This window comes from Alistipes sp. dk3624, assembly GCF_009557455.1.
Taxonomy (GTDB): domain Bacteria; phylum Bacteroidota; class Bacteroidia; order Bacteroidales; family Rikenellaceae; genus Alistipes_A; species Alistipes_A hominis.
This window is the reverse complement of the sequence record NZ_CP045651.1, coordinates 2,281,114-2,299,053: the sequence shown is the minus strand read 5'-3', so window position 1 is coordinate 2,299,053 and position 17,940 is coordinate 2,281,114. Positions and strand designations below refer to the sequence as shown.

The 17,940-nt window shown below is 57.1% G+C and carries 14 protein-coding genes; 7 read left to right on the top strand and 7 right to left on the bottom strand.

Annotated elements, in window-relative coordinates:
- Positions 1–18: 18 nt before the first annotated feature.
- The 6 genes from GFH31_RS09830 (at position 19) to GFH31_RS09805 (ending at position 9,422) form a co-directional block, all read left to right on the top strand.
- Positions 19–543, top strand: coding sequence for a shikimate kinase (locus GFH31_RS09830; RefSeq protein WP_055202182.1), 525 nt, complete (start codon positions 19–21; stop codon positions 541–543).
- Positions 544–548: 5 nt separating this feature from the next.
- On the top strand, positions 549–1,274 hold the full coding sequence (locus GFH31_RS09825) for a DUF3298 and DUF4163 domain-containing protein (protein ID WP_101571439.1): 726 nt from the start codon (positions 549–551) through the stop codon (positions 1,272–1,274).
- Between the two features lie 52 nt (positions 1,275–1,326).
- A complete protein-coding gene (gene purL, locus GFH31_RS09820; protein WP_153497835.1) occupies positions 1,327–5,031 on the top strand; it encodes a phosphoribosylformylglycinamidine synthase in 3,705 nt (1,234 codons plus the stop codon).
- Entirely contained in the window at positions 5,024–5,809 is a 786-nt protein-coding gene (murI, locus tag GFH31_RS09815) for a glutamate racemase (protein WP_055202188.1), read from the top strand. Before purL ends, murI begins: the two co-directional genes overlap by 8 nt.
- 54 nt (positions 5,810–5,863) lie before the next feature.
- The gene (locus tag GFH31_RS09810) at positions 5,864–8,680 is read left to right on the top strand and encodes an FtsK/SpoIIIE family DNA translocase (RefSeq protein WP_101571443.1); all 2,817 of its coding nucleotides are present in this window, start codon (positions 5,864–5,866) and stop codon (positions 8,678–8,680) included.
- Between the two features lie 85 nt (positions 8,681–8,765).
- On the top strand, positions 8,766–9,422 hold the full coding sequence (locus GFH31_RS09805) for a LolA family protein (protein ID WP_153497834.1): 657 nt from the start codon (positions 8,766–8,768) through the stop codon (positions 9,420–9,422).
- 1 nt (position 9,423) lies between these two features.
- Here GFH31_RS09805 and GFH31_RS09800 read toward each other — a convergent pair whose 3' ends face one another.
- The 7 genes from GFH31_RS09800 to ruvA all read right to left on the bottom strand — a co-directional run bounded on the left by GFH31_RS09800 (position 9,424) and on the right by ruvA (position 17,088).
- Positions 9,424–10,101 (bottom strand): DNA alkylation repair protein, encoded by a 678-nt coding sequence (locus GFH31_RS09800; protein WP_101571447.1) that lies wholly within the window; start codon positions 10,099–10,101, stop codon positions 9,424–9,426.
- A gap of 9 nt (positions 10,102–10,110) precedes the next feature.
- Positions 10,111–11,133: a DUF4831 family protein gene (locus GFH31_RS09795; RefSeq protein WP_101571449.1), complete on the bottom strand. Its 1,023-nt coding sequence runs from the start codon at positions 11,131–11,133 to the stop codon at positions 10,111–10,113.
- A 72-nt stretch (positions 11,134–11,205) separates the two neighbouring features.
- Positions 11,206–11,925 (bottom strand): tRNA1(Val) (adenine(37)-N6)-methyltransferase, encoded by a 720-nt coding sequence (locus GFH31_RS09790; RefSeq protein ID WP_153497833.1) that lies wholly within the window; start codon positions 11,923–11,925, stop codon positions 11,206–11,208.
- 62 nt (positions 11,926–11,987) lie between these two features.
- Entirely contained in the window at positions 11,988–13,376 is a 1,389-nt protein-coding gene (locus tag GFH31_RS09785; protein ID WP_101571451.1) for a DUF6359 domain-containing protein, read from the bottom strand.
- Positions 13,373–13,894, bottom strand: coding sequence for an FKBP-type peptidyl-prolyl cis-trans isomerase (locus GFH31_RS09780; protein WP_118457731.1), 522 nt, complete (start codon positions 13,892–13,894; stop codon positions 13,373–13,375). Before GFH31_RS09780 ends, GFH31_RS09785 begins: the two co-directional genes overlap by 4 nt.
- Before the next feature lie 152 nt (positions 13,895–14,046).
- The gene (locus tag GFH31_RS09775; protein WP_118657098.1) at positions 14,047–16,275 is read right to left on the bottom strand and encodes an inorganic phosphate transporter; all 2,229 of its coding nucleotides are present in this window, start codon (positions 16,273–16,275) and stop codon (positions 14,047–14,049) included.
- A 225-nt stretch (positions 16,276–16,500) separates the two neighbouring features.
- Positions 16,501–17,088 (bottom strand): Holliday junction branch migration protein RuvA, encoded by a 588-nt coding sequence (gene ruvA / locus GFH31_RS09770; protein WP_055202207.1) that lies wholly within the window; start codon positions 17,086–17,088, stop codon positions 16,501–16,503.
- Between the two features lie 172 nt (positions 17,089–17,260).
- On the opposite strand from ruvA, the gene GFH31_RS09765 reads away from it, so the two are divergent.
- Positions 17,261–17,902, top strand: coding sequence for an OmpH family outer membrane protein (locus GFH31_RS09765; RefSeq protein WP_055202209.1), 642 nt, complete (start codon positions 17,261–17,263; stop codon positions 17,900–17,902).
- The last annotated feature ends 38 nt before the right edge of the window (positions 17,903–17,940 follow it).

Genomic DNA, 17,940 nt, shown 5'->3' with positions numbered 1-17,940 from the left:
GTAAAACCGATCCGAAAGATGCTGATATTTTTAGTGGGATACATGGGCTGCGGCAAAAGCACGATCGGCCGGACACTGGCAAAACAACTCGGCGTCCGGTTTCTGGATATGGATACGCTGCTCGAACAGCGCTGCGGCAAAAGCGTTGCCGAAATCTTCACAGAAACAGGCGAAACCGGATTCCGGCAGTCCGAACGCGAAGTGCTGGCCGAGCTGACCTCCGAACGGGAGGCCATCGTGGCGACCGGCGGCGGCGCGCCGTGTTTCTTCGACAACATGGAAACGATGAACCGCGCGGGACTGACGGTCTATTTCAAAATGAGTCCCGAGAAACTGGCCGGGCGCCTCGAACACGGCAAGGCGAAACGGCCGCTGCTGCGCGACAAAAGCGAAGAAGAATTGATCGGTTTTATCCGCGAAAATGTCGCAAAACGCGAAAAGTACTACATGCAGGCAAAGCTGATCATCGACTGCGACGGAGTCCGGGACGACTACATCGCACATCACATCGCCGAATACATCGAAACGAAAAAAGAGCAGTAAATCCGATGAAAAACCTGTTTTACCTCCTGATTCTGGCCGCCGTGACGGGATGCTCCCCGTCGGGTTCGCAGCTTTCGTGGCGACAAGAGACTTTCGGACACAGCACTTTCACCGCAGACAGCGATTATGTCGAAGTGAGCTATCCGGTTGCGGCGGGAGGGCGAAGCGCCGATTCGATCAATCGGAAAATCGCCGACCGAATTAAAACCGGTTTCGGCCTGACGGACGAAGAATACGCCCGAATGACGCCGCAGCAGGCGACCGACTCGCTATTGGCGCGCAAAAACCGCGATCCGCAGACCGCCCGTCTTCCTTACGACTTGCGTTTCCACGGAGAGATCCGTCAATGCGGTAAGGTAACGTCGTTGCGGTGCACCGTCTATACCCTGACCGGCGGGGCGCACGGTTTGCTGACCAACCTGTTTTTCAATTTCGATACGGAAAGCGGAAAGCCGCTGGATAAAGCCGATCTGTTTTCCGATACCGCCGGACTGCAACGGCTGAACCGGCAATATTTCGCGAAGCACCTTTCGGACGCAGCTCTGAGCGAAGACGCTTTGTTTGTTGGAACGGATCAATTACCTTTGCCGGAAAATGTGGGCATCGACAGCAGCGGCGTGACCATGCTGTACAATCCGTACGAGGTGGCTCCTTACGCGATCGGAACGATCGAATACCGGATTCCGTACGAACAGGCCGAGCCGCTGTTGAAACGGATCGCCCGCCGGTAGCGACCGCGCGGCCGGACGACATAAAAACGAATAAACATTAAACCCTATAACGATGATCCTGTTTTTCAAGAAAGACGATACCGTATATGCCGTTCAGGCGACGACGGAATTTTCTGCGGAAGAGATATCTCGGCTGCAATGGCTTTTCGGCGGAGCCGAACACCTCGGGGCCGAAAGCCTCGAAGGTATTTTCATCGGCCCGCGCCGCGAAATGATTACGCCGTGGAGTACCAACGCCGTCGAAATCACGCAGAACATGGGCCTGCACGGCATCCTGCGGATTGAGGAATTCGACGAAGCGCAGGACGAAAACGCCGCGTTCGACCCGATGCTGAAGCGGAAATACCATACGATCGACCAGCAGGTATTCACGATCAGCAAGCAGCCCGATCCGGTAGTTTACATCGACGACATCGCCGCTTACAACAAACAGGAAGGGCTGGCGCTCAGCGAAGAAGAGATCGCCTACCTGGAGGACGTCAGCCGGCGCGTAGGGCGTAAGCTGACCGATAGCGAGGTATTCGGTTTCTCGCAGGTCAACTCGGAACACTGTCGCCACAAGATTTTCAACGGACAATTCGTCATCGACGGCGAGGAGAAGGACACGACCCTTTTCGGGCTGATCCGCAAAACCACGAACGAGCACCCCGGCCGCGTCGTTTCGGCCTACAAAGACAACTGCGCCTTCCTACAAGGCCCGAAGGCCGAACAGTTCGCCCCTGCGACCCACGACACGTCGGACTATTTCGAGATCAAGGAGTTCGAGAGCGTCATTTCGATCAAGGCCGAAACGCACAACTTCCCGACGACCGTCGAGCCGTTCAACGGCGCGGCAACCGGAACCGGCGGCGAGATCCGCGACCGGATCGCCGGCGGCAAGGGGGCGTTCCCGGTAGCCGGAACGGCCGTTTACATGACGGCTTACCCGCGGCTGGACGGCGGACGCGAATGGGAAAAGCAGACCGAAGCCCGCGAGTGGCTGTACCAGACCCCCGAAGACATCCTGATCAAAGCGTCGAACGGCGCGTCGGATTTCGGCAATAAATTCGGGCAGCCGCTGATCTGCGGCAGCCTGCAAACATTCGAACACTTCGAGAACGGCAAGAAATACGGATTCGACAAAGTCATCATGCAGGCCGGCGGCGTAGGCTACGGCCGCAAACAGGACAGCATCAAGGACGAACCGCACGCGGGCGACAAGGTCGTGCTGCTCGGCGGCGACAACTACCGCATCGGCATGGGCGGCGGAGCCGTTTCGTCGGTGGCAACCGGCGAATACGCCGGAGCGATCGAGCTGAACGCCGTGCAGCGTTCGAACCCGGAGATGCAGAAACGGGTTTACAATGCGATCCGGGCCGTATCGGAAGAGGAGATGAACCCGGTCATCTCGATCCACGACCACGGCGCGGGCGGCCACCTGAACTGCCTGAGCGAATTGGTCGAAGCGACCGGCGGCCGAATCGACATGGATCAACTGCCGATCGGCGACCCCACGCTCAGCGCCAAAGAGATCGTCGGCAACGAATCGCAGGAACGCATGGGACTCGTGATGAAGGAAGAACACATCGGGAAACTGCGCCGCATCGCGGAACGCGAACGCGCCCCGTTCTACGTAATCGGCGAAGCGACCGGCGACATGCAGTTCACGTTCGTCAACCATAAAACCGGCGAAAAACCGATCGACCTGAAGTTGGAAGACATGTTCGGCAAGGCGCCGCGCACGGTGCTGAACGACCGCACGGTCGAAGAAACGTTCGAAGAGCCGGCATACCGGGCCGGCAACCTGGTGAAATACCTCGAAAACGTGCTGCAGCTCGAAGCCGTAGCCTGCAAGGACTGGCTGACCAACAAGGTCGACCGGTCGGTGACCGGCCGGATCGCGATGCAGCAGACCGCCGGCAGCATCCAGCTTCCGCTGAACGACTGCGCGGTAGTAGCGCTCGACTACCAGGGAACGCACGGCATCGCCACGGCGCTCGGGCACGCTCCGGCGGCGGCGCTGGCCAATGCGCCGAAAGGATCGGTGCTGGCGATCACCGAAGCGCTGACCAACATCGTGTTCGCGCCGATCGACGGCGGGCTGTCGTCGGTATCGCTGAGCGCAAACTGGATGTGGCCGTGCAAGAATCCGGGCGAGGACGCGCGGCTCTATTCGGCCGTACAAGCGGCCAGCGACTACGCGCTGGCGCTCGGAATCAACATTCCGACCGGCAAGGATTCGCTGTCGATGACGCAGAAATACCGCGACGGCGAACTGGTATACGCCCCCGGTACAGTAATTATCACCTCGGCAGCCGAAGTGTCGGACGTTAAAAAGGCAGTGTCGCCGGCACTCAAGCACCGACGCAGCCAATTGGTATATGTCGATATGAGCCGCTCGGCTTTCGGTCTGGGCGGCAGCAGCATGGCGCAAACGCTCGGCAGCGTCGGCATGGAAGTGCCGACCGTACAGTCCGCCGATTATTTCTCGAAAGCGTTCGCGGCGGTACAAGGTCTGATCGCCGAAGACAAGGTGCTGGCCGGACACGACGTATCGGCCGGCGGTCTGATCACGGCGCTGCTCGAAATGACCTTTGCGGATAACACGAGCGGCATGGATCTGAGTTTCGCGGCGCTCGGCGAACGCGACATCGTACGGTTGTTGTTCAGCGAAAAACCGGCGCTGGTGCTGCAGGTCGAAAACGGCGTGGAGGTCTGCGAAGACTTGAAATTCGCCGGCGTCGACGCCTATGTAATCGGGGACGTCAACCAGGAGCGCCGGTTCGCGTTCATGCACGACGGACTGGAAATGTCGCTGTTGGTGAATGATCTGCGCGACACATGGTTCAAGACTTCGTACCTGCTCGACCGCCGTCAGAGCGGCCCGCAGAAAGCGGCGCAGCGTTTTGCAAACTACAAGAACCAGGAACTCGTCTACAAATTCCCGGAAAACTTCACCGGGAAACTGTCGCAGTGGGAACTCGAAGCGAGCCGCCGCAAACCGTCGGGCATCCGGGCCGCCATCATCCGCGAAAAAGGGATCAACGGCGACCGCGAAATGGCATGGTGCATGCACCTGGCCGGTATGGACGTAAAAGACGTGCATATGACCGACTTGATCGCAGGGCGCGAAACGCTCGAAGACGTAAACCTGATCGTATTTACCGGCGGATTCTCGAACTCGGACGTACTCGGATCGGCCAAAGGCTGGGCCGGAGCGTTCCTGTACAACGAAAAGGCGAAAAAAGCGCTGGACAAGTTCTTCGCGCGTCCCGACACACTGTCGCTCGGCGTCTGCAACGGCTGCCAGTTGATGGTCGAACTGGGGCTGATCACGCCGGCGCACGAAGAAAAACCCCAAATGCTGCACAACGACTCGCACAAGTTCGAGTCGGCCTTCCTCGGCGTACAGATCGAACCGAACGACTCGGTAATGCTGAAATCGCTGTCGGGTAGCCGGCTGGGTATCTGGGTGGCGCACGGCGAAGGAAAATTCCGGCTGCCGTACGAAGAGAGCTGCTACAACATCCCGGTGCGCTACCTTTATCCCGAGTATCCGGCCAACCCGAACGGCAGCGATTACAACGCGGCCGCCATCTGTTCGGTCGACGGCCGTCACCTGGCGATCATGCCGCACCTGGAACGGGCGATACGCCCGTGGAACTGGGCATACTATCCGGAAGAGCGCACCGAAGACGAAGTGACGCCGTGGATCGAGGCATTCGTCAACGCACGCCGGTGGATCGAACGTAAAAAAGGAGAGACGCGCAATGAATAACGCACCGATCGGGGTTTTCGACTCGGGATTGGGCGGATTGACCGTGTGGAGGGAGCTTTACCGGAAACTGCCGCACGAATCGCTGATCTACTACGGCGACGGGAAAAACTGTCCGTACGGAGACAAAAACCGCGAAGAGGTGACCGCTTACGTCGATCTGGCCGTCAGGCGGCTGATCGACCGAGGCGTCAAACTGATCGTCGTCGCCTGCAACGCCGCGACGGCGATGGCGATCGATCACCTGAGGCGGAACTACGCGCTGCCGCTGGTCGGGCTCGAACCGGCCGTAAAGCCGGCGGCGATGGCATCGCGCAGCGGAGTGATCGGAATTCTGGCGACGGCGGCGACGCTGAACGGCCGTCTGTTCCGCGAAACGTCGCAACGCTATGCCGACCGGGTGAAAATCCTGACGCAGGTCGGGGAAGGTTTCGTCGAACTGGTCGAAAGCAACCGCGAGCAAACGCCCGAAGCGCTGGCACGGGTCGACAAACTGCTCCGCCCGATGCTCGATGCCGGAGCCGACCAAATCGTACTCGGCTGCACGCACTACCCTTTCCTGTCGGCGGCCATGCGCCGGGTAATCGGGGAACGGCGGGTCGACCTGGTGAATCCGGCGGCGGCGATCGAACGGCAGGCCGAGGCCCTGCTGCGGCGATTCGACCTGCAGGCGGAGCCGGAACATACCCCGCAGTACGATTTTATGACCAGCGCCGACGAAACGTACCGGCAGCGGTTGATCGCCAAAAGCGAGCAGGTACGGACGATGGACATCGATTAAAAAACGCCGGAGCATCCGGCGCGGATAATAAAAACCTGAAAACGGGTTGCAACTATGGCAGTTAAAAAAAACGCGGCAAAACAACCGGAAGTCAAGGGCATGAGCGACACGAAGCGGTGGATCTACGGATTCGCCTTGCTGTTTTTCGCGCTGTTCCTGGCGGTATCGGTGCTGTCGTTCTTCTTTTTCTGGAAGGACGACCAGTCGGTAACGGACTGGACCCATGTATTCATGTCTTCCAAAGAAACCGTCAACGAAGCTCGGGTGCAAAACTGGGGCGGGAAACTCGGAGCCGTCCTGGCCAAAACCGTCGTAGCGGACGGATTCGGGCTGTTCGGGCTGTGCATTCCGGCCGTGCTGATCATCTTTTCGCTGCGGATCATGCGGTTCCGACCGGCGATGCTGCGTAAATCGGTGCGGCTGACGCTGATCCTGATGATCCTCGGGTCGCTGACGCTCGGATTCCTTTTCCGGGGCAATTGGGAAGTGTTCGGCACCGGACTGGGCGGACGGCACGGCATTTCGATCGCCGAATGGCTGGTATCGGTGATCGGAACGATCGGAACCGGGTTGTTGTTGTTGTTGTCGATCGTTCTGTATGCCATCTACATCAACCGCAACACCATCTCGATGATCAACCGCGTCGGCAAAGGGATCGTCGACAACGGGCGTAAAGTCGGCGAAGCCGTATCGACGACCGCGGCCGGCATCCTCAGCCACGAAGCCAAACAGACCGACGACGCGAAACCGGAAACCAAAAGCAAAAAAGGGAAAAAAGAGATCGACGACGACGATCCGTTCATCGTGCGTTCGGCCGACGACGATCCCCCGCTCTATCCGGGCGAGTTGATCGACGACAACGGATTTACGATCGTCGACCGTTCCGGAGCGCCGGCTCTGCCGGAAGAAGAACCCCGACCGGCGCGCACCGGGAAAGTCGAAGTGGACGACGCAGGGTTCGTCATCACGGACATGAACGCCAAAACGGCGCCACCGCCGCCGGAAAAAGACGAAGACGGATTCGTTATCCAGTATGCCAGCGGGGATGAAGCCGAAGAAACGCCCGCTCCCGCGACCGGCAAAACGGACATCGGAACGGATACCTATACGTATCCCGAACCGCCGGTTTCGGCGACGGAGACCGCCTGCCCGCCGGCTCAGGAAACGCAGCAGTTCCAATCCGCTCCCGCATATACCGCCGAGACCCCCGAGACTTCCGGCGCCGAGGCGAAAGACGACGCGTTCGTCGCGGCCGTTCCGGACGGGCTCGATATCGAGGAACGACGCGATCTGACGGTCGAACGGCTGCCGGGAGACGAAAGCCTCAGCGACGAGGAGATCGAAAGCGCGCTGTACGACCCGACGCTCGACCTATCGTCGTACCAGCGCCCGCCGATCGAACTGCTCGAAGACCACAGCGTCGAAGTCAGCGTAACGAGCGAAGAGATCGTCGAAAACAAAAACCGGATCAAAGAAACGCTCGAAAATTTCGGGATCAAGATCGACAAGATCAAAGCGACGGTCGGGCCGACGGTCACGCTGTATGAGATCGTACAGGCTCCTGGCGTTCGTATTTCGAAAATCAAGAACCTCGAGGACGATATCGCGCAGAGTCTCGCCGCGCTCGGCATCCGGATCATCGCGCCGATCCCGGGCAAGGGAACGATCGGCATCGAAGTGCCGAACAAAGACAAGAAGATCGTCTCGATGTACTCGATCATCAAATCGGTGAAGTTCCAGGAATCGGACTACGACATCCCGGTGGTGCTCGGCAAAACGATTCAGGACGAAACGTTCGTCATCGACCTGGCCAAAATGCCGCACCTGCTGGTAGCCGGCGCGACCGGACAGGGCAAATCGGTCGGATTGAACGCGATCATCACGTCGCTGCTGTACAAGAAACATCCGTCGGAACTGAAGCTGGTGCTGGTCGATCCGAAGAAGGTGGAACTGACGCTCTATTCGAAGCTGGAACGTCATTTCCTGGCGAAAATGCCCGGCGAAGAGGACGCGATCATCACCGATACGCACAAGGTGATCTATACGCTCAATTCGCTCTGCATCGAGATGGACGCCCGTTACAACCTGCTGCGGGCCGCCGAGGTGCGTAAGATCACCGAATACAACGACAAATTCATCCACCGAAAGCTGAACCCGAACAAGGGACACCGCTTCCTGCCCTACATCGTCGTAATCATCGACGAGTTCGCCGACCTGATCATGACCGCCGGGCGCGAAATCGAAACGCCGATCGCCCGGATCGCGCAGTTGGCGCGGGCCGTCGGCATCCACCTGGTGATCGCCACGCAGCGACCGACGACCAACATCATCACCGGCGTAATCAAAGCCAACTTCCCGGCGCGGATCGCTTTCCGGGTCACGTCGATGGTCGATTCGCGGACGATCATCGACCAGCCGGGAGCCAACCAACTGATCGGGCGCGGAGACATGCTGGTTTCGACCGGCAACGACCTGATACGCGTACAATGCGCGTTCGTCGATACGCCCGAGATCGAACGGATCACCGAATTCATCGCCGGACAGCGCGGATACGTAGGCGCTTACGAACTGCCGGAATACACGCCGGAAGGAGGCGGAGACACAGGAGCCGCAGGCAGCAAACCGAACGACCTGTCGCAACTGGACGCGATGTTCGAAGACGTCGCCCGTTTCGTGGTACAGAACCAGCAGGGGTCCACCTCGTCGATCCAGCGGCGTTTCTCAATCGGATACAACCGCGCCGGCCGGCTGATGGATCAACTCGAAATGGCCGGCATCGTCGGCAAAGCCGAAGGCAGCAAACCGCGCGAAGTACTGATCCAGGACATTCTGTCGCTGGAACATATTTTCAAGTCGCTCGATAATTTTTAATCGCAGAAACGCGTTTTTACAAAAGAGCAACGGAACCGACCGATTCCGTTGCTTTCGAAGAGAGTTCAAACCTGATTTTTCCGTTATGAAACCACACGACCGATCCAGCCTGCTCCGCAGAATCATCCTGCCGCTGCTGCTCGTTTTCACGCTCACCACGGCTCATGCCGACGAGAAATCCGCGAAACTGATCCGCACACTGTCCGACAAGATCGCTTCCGGCAAAGCGTACGAAATACTCTTTACGGCCAGCATGGAGAACGAGTTCAGCGACGTAGCCGGACGGATCGTCGTCAGCGGCGACCGCTATTACGTCCATGTAAACGATTACGAACTGTTCTGCGACGGCAAGCTGCTATACACCTACAACAGCAACGAAGACGAGGTGACGATCGAAAAGCCCGACCCGAACGACCATTCGCTCCTGTCGAACCCTTCCCGTTTTTTCAAGATGGATGAACAGGATTTCGATAACGCCTATAAAGGAAGCGTCGCGGTCGGCGGACGGACGGCGGAACGGGTGGAACTGACGCCGAAAGTCAAGGGCGCAGGCTACCGGTCGATCCGATTGCTACTCGATCCGCAGAGCGGACTGCCCGTCGGTATCGATTACGACACGGACGGCGCGGGTACCGTCGAAATCAGAATCAGCAAGATCACGCCCGACATCGCTGTCGCGCCCGATCAATTCACATTCGACAAAAAGAAATACAAGGATGTCGAAATAATCGACTTCAGATAATTTACCCGGCCGGATCGAGGTATTCCAACTGCCACCGGAGTTCTTCGGCGACCTGTTGCGGCAAACTTTCCGCAGCCGCTCCGTAAACGGCGATCCGGTCTTCCACCATTCGGCGCATCGACAGGCCGGTACGGGCCAACTGCCGTAAGGCCGTCACAATCCCGCGCAAGACGGCGGAGCTGTCGATTTCCCGAAAAACGAGCTGGTCGATCCGGTCGAAAAACGCCTGTCTCATCGTCTGTTCCATCTCCGGACGCACCGTCGAAGCGGCCGTCAGCAAACCGGCGTAACGCAACAACGGCTTCGGGGAGTCGAGCCACTCAAGCGCAACCCGCTCCGCGCCGGGCGCCTTGCGGAACAGATTATACACCACCTGCTCGACCAATTCGGTATTCGCGAACCCGTCCGCCCACAACCGCATCTGATCCGGCGTAACTTGCTGCGGATCGTCGACGAAAGCGGCAGCCAATTTCAACTCGCGCACCTGCTGACGGTATAAAAGCATCGCCAGGGAGTGCGACGTACCGTACTCCCCGGCAATGCTTCGGATCGTCGGAACCGAAACCCCGTAATTCAACGGATAATTCAGTCCCCTGCGTTGCATCGCTTCCGCCACAGCGCCGTTCATCTCTTTTTTCAGGCGTCCCAACAAGCGGATCATCAATGCGGTATCGTTCATTCGGGAACCCTATTTAACGGCCGTAACCGGCACCTGTACCACCACCCCGAACTGATAGATCGGCATCCGTGCCTGGGCGATCTGACGGTTCCCATCGGTCAGCCGGCAGTTCACCATATCGGCTATGCGGTAAAAGACTCCGCCCTTGATCTCCTTGTTCCGGTTCGCCAGCGGAGAGGCCTCGGCCTTTTTCTCAGGGGTCATTTCCAGCGTGATCGGACGGCCCGAAAGGTCGTTGTCGGGCAACAGACCCGCCGTATCGGAGAAGCGGCATACGACCAAAGTATTTTCGTCTTTCGACGGAAGCGCATTGTATTCCCTCGCGACCGTCTGTCGGTACTGTTTACCGAGGAACAAAGCCAAATATTCCTGTTCCAGGCGGCTGATCTCGTCCAGAGCCGCCTTCAAACCGCCGCCGAACACATTCTCGCCGGCTTCACCGGTCACCAGATCGAGCCGATGCCGGCGCAACGAAAAGATCATGTTAGCCGCATCCGCCGCCATCGATTCGGCGCTTTTCTCGACCGTGCTCTGCTTGTCGATCGGCACCTTCAGAAAAGCGGTATCGCATTCGACATAGGAAATCACATCCGGGCCGGCGCCCCGCATCCGGACTCCCTTACGTATCGGGCCGGCGATGCCGGCCGGTTCCACGCCGTCCAGCGGGGCCGCAACGAATCCTTCGGGAGTCGGATCGTAAATCCGCACCGGACTTTTGTCCGGATTGTCCAGCGCGTACACTTCCGCCGGATCGGCCTCCTGAACGCCGCAAAGCGTCGCACTCTTGATCGTATAGATATCCTTATCGGCCAGCGGAGCGATCACGCCGAGGTATTTCTGAGCGAACCGGGCATACGGGCCGACGCGCACGCTCTCTTTTTCCGCAACGACACGCACTTTGACCACCGTGCGCGGCAGCGCATAAGCCACCGAGTTGGGATTCGTCATCTGATCCGCCTTATAAGCTTTAACCTGTGCCGAAGCCCCCGTTACCAAGGCGCACAACGCACCTAAAACCAACACTTTTTTCATAATCTATCGTTTTTAATTCGCTATTCTCGCCGAAACGGTACGAACAAAAATACACTATATTTCGAAAAACGCTCACATTTTCAGATAAAAATCTCCGGTCAGCGCCCGGTACCGGTCCGTATAACCCGTTCCGCCTTCCGGCGCAATCGCCAGCACTTCCGTTTCGACGCCCGCCCGGAATGTCCGGAATTCGATCAGCATCCGTTTCGGCACCGTCCCCGGCACCGGGCAAACGGCAAGCGTCCGTGCCGGAAACAGGCCGTATCGGGCCGCCTGCCCGGTAAACGCATCCGCTCCGTCCGCCGGCAGCACGACGCTCAGGCATCCCTTTTCGGTCAACAGCCCGGCCGCTCCGGCCAGCAATTCCGGATGGGGCAGCGAATCGGTATGCCGCGCCCGGGTACGTCCCGGATCGGGACACTTCAGCGAACCGACGAAATAAGGCGGATTGGAGACTATCCGATCGTATTTCCGCGTAGCGTGCCCGCAAAAGGACACGAAAGACTCACCGAAAAGAGCCAGGCGTTCCGCCCAGGGCGACCCGGCGAAATTTTCCGCGGCATCCGCACAACTGCCGGCATCGATTTCGACGGCGTCGATCCGCGCCGACGGATTCCGCTGGGCCGCCATCAGCGCGATCACGCCGGTACCGGTGCCCACATCCAGCATCCGCGCGCCGTCTCCGCCCGGATCGAACCAGGCGCCGAGCAACACTCCGTCGGTTCCGACCCGCATCGCAGCGCGGCGCTGCCACACCGTAAACCGTTTGAAAGAGAAGTAATCGTTTGCCATAACCCTACGGAAAAGGGGAAGAAAACCGCTTTCCTTCCCCCTCCGTCCGTTCTTATATCGTCCTATTTTTTGACATACTGCGTCACATCGACCAGACCGGTCTGTCCGAGATACTGCCTGATATTTCCGCGAACGACGATTTTTTTTCGGTATATGGCCTCATTGTCCACCAGGTTCAGCTTATCCCGGATCGTTCCTTCGGGCAATTCGACGGCCACGACCCGCGAAGCGTCGTCCGGAGTACGGATATCGGACAGCAGGATATTGGTTTTGACCTTGACCGTATCGGAATAGACGGCTCCCGTCTCGACGCTGGCGCCGTCAACCGCACCGACCACGTAACCCGTGATCCACACGTCATCCTCGTCCTTGGTCAGCGCTTTCACCCCTTTGATGCTGTACGGATGGTAGGCCGTACCGTCCCCATTGGGCGGAATCACCATAATCGTAAACATCAGCGGCGTATAGGGATTGATCCAAGTCTCGTTCTCGGGACTCTGCAACGTGGAACCGTAACCGTAGGCCGACGTAAAGACGGTCTGCGCCGTTTCCCCGAATTTCATCCCGACGATCGCATGGTAGAAACCCTTCACATAGGTCGTATCCGTTCCGCCGGTATTCACGGTGATCGAATCGTAACGGTTCGAAGAGCTGTAAATATTATACTTTCTGGCCGTATCCTCTATATTCGTATCGAAAACGAAACCGTCCATAAAACGTCCCACGTAATACACGCTGACCGTCGTATCCGCTTTTACGGTAGCCGTATCCTTGCCCAAACTCAACGTCCGGCGGTAAATGTTGGCCCTCACCGTATCTTCGATCGTCTTGCCCCACTCGTTATAAGCGAAATCCTGCACCAACTCGTTTTCGGCAATCACCGGATCGGCGACAATTTCGAGCAGTTCCATATCCATAATGATCGGCGTGCTCCCGGGAACGGAAGCGACCTGGCCTTCGTAGCCCGAACCGAACGACGTCCCCGAAGTCCCGTACGCCAATCCGTAAGGAATATAGGCACGGACGACGTCCCCCGCATTCATCTCGCCGAGCGCGTACAACATGCCGCTCGGCACGGAACCGTTATCGCTCTTAAACTGGAAATATTCGGGCACGTAATGCGTATAATATTGAAAAGTGCCCTGCAACTGCGCCGTAGCGCTGTCGCGCGTAACGAATATATTTCCCGTATTGAGGATCCGCCCCGTATAGTTTACCCGTATCCAGTTGCCTTCCTGCGGATGCCTGATCACGTTACCGGGCAAGGAATCCAGCTTTTTAGTATAAATACCCGTCGACTGTTTGACGGCTCCGTCGCCGTAATATTTCATCCATTCCTCGAAGGCGAGCTGTTGCCTGCCCCCCAAATCGTCGGAAGGCTGTTTCGCGCAGGAAGCGACTGACACGGCAACGATAAAAACAGACAGGATCGCCCGAATAACTTTTATCATGGTTTCACTACTTTTTTAATTTTTACCGCCCACACGACCGGCTGATCGGGATTCACGACTCCCATGTTCTCGGTTCCGTAAACCAGGTCGGAAGTCATGAACAGCAACAGCGAATCGTTCTGACGGCTATTCACCAGGCCGTATTCGAGACCTTTGACGAGCGAAGCGCTGCCCAGCTTGATCCGCCGCGTCGAGAAGTCCCAGTACTCCGGATTGAGCACCTCCAGGTCCTTCGCGGGAATCCACTCTTTCACGTTGGTGTAGTAGAGCGCGCCGATCGACGAAGAAAACAAGTAGGCGGCGAAATCGAAACTGACCGAATCGCCGTATTCGACCGGCACCTCCCGGTCATACCCCTCCCGATCCGCATTAGCCACATACCGGTAAACGCCGTTGGGCGTCGTATAGGAAAAATCCATCCTCGAAAGATAACTCTCGAAAGAAGTACGCTGCTTATCGAGGTAGGTCTCGTCGTCCTTACACCCGCCGAAAGCAGCCGCCAGAACCAATATGTACAAAATTCGTTTCACTGCCGCAACTCTAACCGGTTACAAATCTACGACTAATTTCCTCCAAAAACAACACGCCCCTCCCGCTATTATATCAAACTGCGTCCGGCCCGAAATATTGCCCGTTGGCGGAAATCTTTTGCAAAAAAAACGGACGCCGCCTATTTTTTCATCACGAAATACTTCTGCGCTTTCAACAAGTTCCGGCTCTGGAGCACCATCGTTTTGGTTTCGTTGATGATGGTCAGGTAGAGGATGCTGCTGCGCGTGGTCGAGGCTTTCGCCTTCACGCGCTTGATCTGGCTCTTGATCGCCGCAGCGAGCGTATCGAACAGTTCGTCGCGCATCCGCAGGATTTCGTCCAACTCCTCGAAATGGCTGGTTCGCAGCATTTCGTTGATATGCAGATAAATCCGGCTTACCTGATTGTTGACCCGTTTGAGATCTTCCAACTGATCGACGCGGAATCCCTCGTGGTTGTTATTGATATGGTCGAAACTCGGCCGGGTGATATGCACCAGCGCCTTGGCTACCTCGTCGAGGTAGTCGGCGATCTGCACGTAATAATGCCCCGTTTCGACATAGTTCTCCTGCAACTCGAGCAGCGTCGGCAGCACTTCGTGTTTCCGTTCGTGCGCGACCTGATAGAGCGCCTCCGATTCGCGAACCATGTTTTTGAGCAGCTTACGGTCTTCGTTGAACAAACCGATCAGCGTCTGGTTGTAGATCGTCGTCACCTTGTTCATCATTTCGGTAATCTCCCGCACGCTGCGATCCACGATCGAACTTTCGTCGGTAACGGCCTTATGTTCGGCCTGCTTTTCGGCTTCGCGTTTCAACTTCCGGTTATGCGCCTTCGTACTCCGGATCATCAGATAACAGCACAGCACGCTGAGTCCAGCCACGGCGAACACCCCGCCCCACATCAGCAAAACGGCAACGGCAAAAGAGACCGTGAAGGCCACCAATGCCGTAAAGAACCATCCGGCAATCACGGTCAACACCCCGGTAATCCGGTACACGGCACTCTCCCGCCCCCAGGCCCGGTCGGAAAGCGAACTACCCATCGCCACCATAAAGGTCACGTAAGTAGTCGAAAGCGGCAGTTGCAACGACGTAGCCATCGAGATCAGCAGCGAGGCGACCGTCAGGTTCACCGTCGCCCGGATCAGATCGAAAGGCGCTTTGTCCTTGGCATTGGCGACCGGGACGAAACGGCTCGCGATGAAACGCTGAATCCGCTCGGGCGTATATTTCTCGTAATTCTTATTGCAGTTGATCGTGGCGCGGACGATCGCCCGCGACGCAGAGGTCGAACCGAAACGCTCTACGCCTACATCCTGGCGCGCCAGATTGATCTCGGTGTCGGAAACGCTCTGGGCCTTTTTCGAGAACCACAGCGTAACGACCATGACCGCTCCCGAAAGGAACAGGATCAGCAGGTTGGCGACGACCGGATCGTTCAATCCGCCCATCAGCATATTCGTATCCCCGGTCGTCCGGACGATGTCGTAAGCGTCGACTCCGGCGACAAACACCCCGATGAAGTTCACCAGGTCGTTGCCGGCGAAAGCGAGCGCCAGCGAAAACGTGCCCGCCAGCACGGTGATCCGCAGGATATTCACCTTCAGCATACTGAGAATCGACATAATCAAGCTCCAGCCGACCAGCAGCCCGCCGAGCATCATCGGTATATGCCCTTCCATCCAGCTCATCCAGTCGGCGGGAATGACCTGCGTCCCTTTCAACCCTTTGAAAACGGCGAAATACGAAATAGCCGTCAGAGCGATCCCGCACCAGACGGCTCCGTACGACTTCAGTTTCGACTGGTAACGGAACGAAAAGATCAGCCGCGTGATGTACATCACGACCGTACCGCAAACAAAAGCGATTACCACCGAAATCAGGATTCCGCCGATAATCGCCATCGCATTGCCCGTATTGATCATGTCGGCCATCGTGGCCAGCGAACCGTCGGGCAGCGTCACCAGCGCATCGTTCGCTATTTTGAAGATACTGATCCCTACGGCGGCTCCCAGCAGCCCGAACACCAGCGACACGGTAGTAGAAGTAGGCATTCCCAGCGTATTGAAAATATCCAGCAGGATCACGTTGGTGAACATCACCGCCAGGAACAGCAGCATGACCTCGGCGAATGTAAACATCTCCGGATGGAAAACGCCGCTGCGGGCGACTTCCATCATCCCGTTCGAAGTGATGGCTCCGACGATGATTCCGACCGAAGCCACCGTCATGATCACATAACGGGGTGCGGCCTTGGAACCCAGGGCCGAATTTAGAAAATTCACCGCATCGTTAGCGACTCCCACAACCAGTCCCGAGACTGCCAGAGCAAGCATAATGATGACGATGATCAGGTATAAATCCATATGATAGTATGTTTATTCGATTTTCATGTAACAGCGCCGGGGCTTTCTGCCGAAAACCCTAAAAAACAAACCATTACTGTCAGAAAGCATAGACATATGCCACGAATTTGGCAACAAAAATAGAATAATTTGCCGGATTGCCGTAATTTTCCGTAAAAAAAATCGATCCGGCCGCAAAAACGGAACGATCTTTCCGTCGCCGCGTTCCGCGTCCCGCGGCCGGCGTCACAAACGCTTCAACGCAAGCCGCACCAGTTCCTCGACCGAAGCCGCCGGAGATTCCTGCTGAATAGCCCGCAACGCCTTCTCGGTCGCCTGCCGCGTAAATCCGAGCATCGTCAGCGCGGCCACCGCCTCGGAGAAAGTCTCCCCCGCCGCACCCTGCACCGGAACGGAAGTCGCGGCAGCGCTGCCCGCGCCGATCTTATCCCGCAATTCCACGATGATTTTCTGCGCGGTTTTCAGACCGAGTCCCTTGACGGTCTTCAGCACGTCGGCCTGTCCGGTCGCGACGATCGTGCAGACCTCCTCGGCCGTAAACGAAGAGAGGATCATCCGGGCCGTATTGCCCCCGACTCCCGAAACGCCGATCAACGACCGGAAAATATCGCGTTCGGCGCGGCTGAAAAAGCCGTAAAGCACCTGCGCGTCCTCACGCACCGCAAAATGGGTATACAGTTTCACCTCCGTCCGGGAACCGATCTGCGAAAAAGTCTGCAACGAGATATTCAAAAAATACCCGACGCCCGCAGCTTCCACGACGACCGACGCCGGAGTCAGCGTCTCGATCCGACCCGTGATGTATTCATACATAATACGCTACCATATTTACCTGCAAAAATAAGCAAATGAAAAGAAATAATTAATATATTTGCGCAATAATCGACGGAAAAACACGCTCTGTCAAACGGATTCGAACAGGTACGGAAAATCCGCAAGCACGAAACAAAACCGAATTTTATAAAACACATTTTTAAAATCTGACATGAAAAAGATCCTGTTAATTCTCGCTGCGGTCGCCCTGACGACTGTAGGCTGCAACAAAAACCAAGCCCCGGCCGGCGGCGAAACGAAACCTGCCGCAGAAACCACGGAAAGCGACGCTGCAGCAGCGGCATCGAGCGGGACCATCGCTTACTTCAACGTCGATTCGCTGATCAGCAAGTACGACATGTACCTCGATCTGCGCGCCGAGTACGAAGCCAAAGCCAAAAAAGCGGATGCGGAACTCACCTCGAAAGGGCGCAGCCTCGAATCCGACCTGAAAGATTACCAGAACAAGATCGACAAAGGGCTGGTCACCCGTTCGGAAGCGATGACCATGCAGGAAAATCTGGAGAAAAAACAGCAGTCGTTCGTTCAGCACCGCGACAAAGTGATGAACGAATTGGCCGAACAGGAACAAGTCATGCTGAACAAAATCCACTACAACATCACCGAATACCTGAAGGAATTCAACAGCGACTACCGTTTCAAAATCATTCTCAGCACGACTTCGGGCGGCCCGGTCATGAACGCCGACCCGTCGCTGGACATCACGCAAATCGTTCTGGAAGGACTGAACAAAAAATACGCCGCGGAAGGCAAAACCAACAAAAACAGCGAAAAACTGTCGCTCGACAAATAAACCGTTCCGTCCGGGCGGTAAAAAAGGCTTCGCGATGC

What these genes read in the sequence shown, in the direction of transcription:
- GFH31_RS09825 (WP_101571439.1), top strand. Translation starts at nt 549, where the DNA reads ATGAAAAACCTGTTTTACCTCCTGATTCTGGCCGCCGTGACGGGATGC.
- GFH31_RS09765 (WP_055202209.1), top strand. Translation starts at nt 17,261, where the DNA reads ATGAAAAAGATCCTGTTAATTCTCGCTGCGGTCGCCCTGACGACTGTA.
- GFH31_RS09830 (WP_055202182.1), top strand. Translation starts at nt 19, where the DNA reads ATGCTGATATTTTTAGTGGGATACATGGGCTGCGGCAAAAGCACGATC.
- GFH31_RS09785 (WP_101571451.1), bottom strand. Translation starts at nt 13,376, where the DNA reads ATGATAAAAGTTATTCGGGCGATCCTGTCTGTTTTTATCGTTGCCGTG.
- purL (WP_153497835.1), top strand. Translation starts at nt 1,327, where the DNA reads ATGATCCTGTTTTTCAAGAAAGACGATACCGTATATGCCGTTCAGGCG.
- GFH31_RS09795 (WP_101571449.1), bottom strand. Translation starts at nt 11,133, where the DNA reads ATGAAAAAAGTGTTGGTTTTAGGTGCGTTGTGCGCCTTGGTAACGGGG.
- ruvA (WP_055202207.1), bottom strand. Translation starts at nt 17,088, where the DNA reads ATGTATGAATACATCACGGGTCGGATCGAGACGCTGACTCCGGCGTCG.
- murI (WP_055202188.1), top strand. Translation starts at nt 5,024, where the DNA reads ATGAATAACGCACCGATCGGGGTTTTCGACTCGGGATTGGGCGGATTG.
- GFH31_RS09810 (WP_101571443.1), top strand. Translation starts at nt 5,864, where the DNA reads ATGGCAGTTAAAAAAAACGCGGCAAAACAACCGGAAGTCAAGGGCATG.
- GFH31_RS09775 (WP_118657098.1), bottom strand. Translation starts at nt 16,275, where the DNA reads ATGGATTTATACCTGATCATCGTCATCATTATGCTTGCTCTGGCAGTC.
- GFH31_RS09805 (WP_153497834.1), top strand. Translation starts at nt 8,766, where the DNA reads ATGAAACCACACGACCGATCCAGCCTGCTCCGCAGAATCATCCTGCCG.
- GFH31_RS09790 (WP_153497833.1), bottom strand. Translation starts at nt 11,925, where the DNA reads ATGGCAAACGATTACTTCTCTTTCAAACGGTTTACGGTGTGGCAGCGC.
- GFH31_RS09800 (WP_101571447.1), bottom strand. Translation starts at nt 10,101, where the DNA reads ATGAACGATACCGCATTGATGATCCGCTTGTTGGGACGCCTGAAAAAA.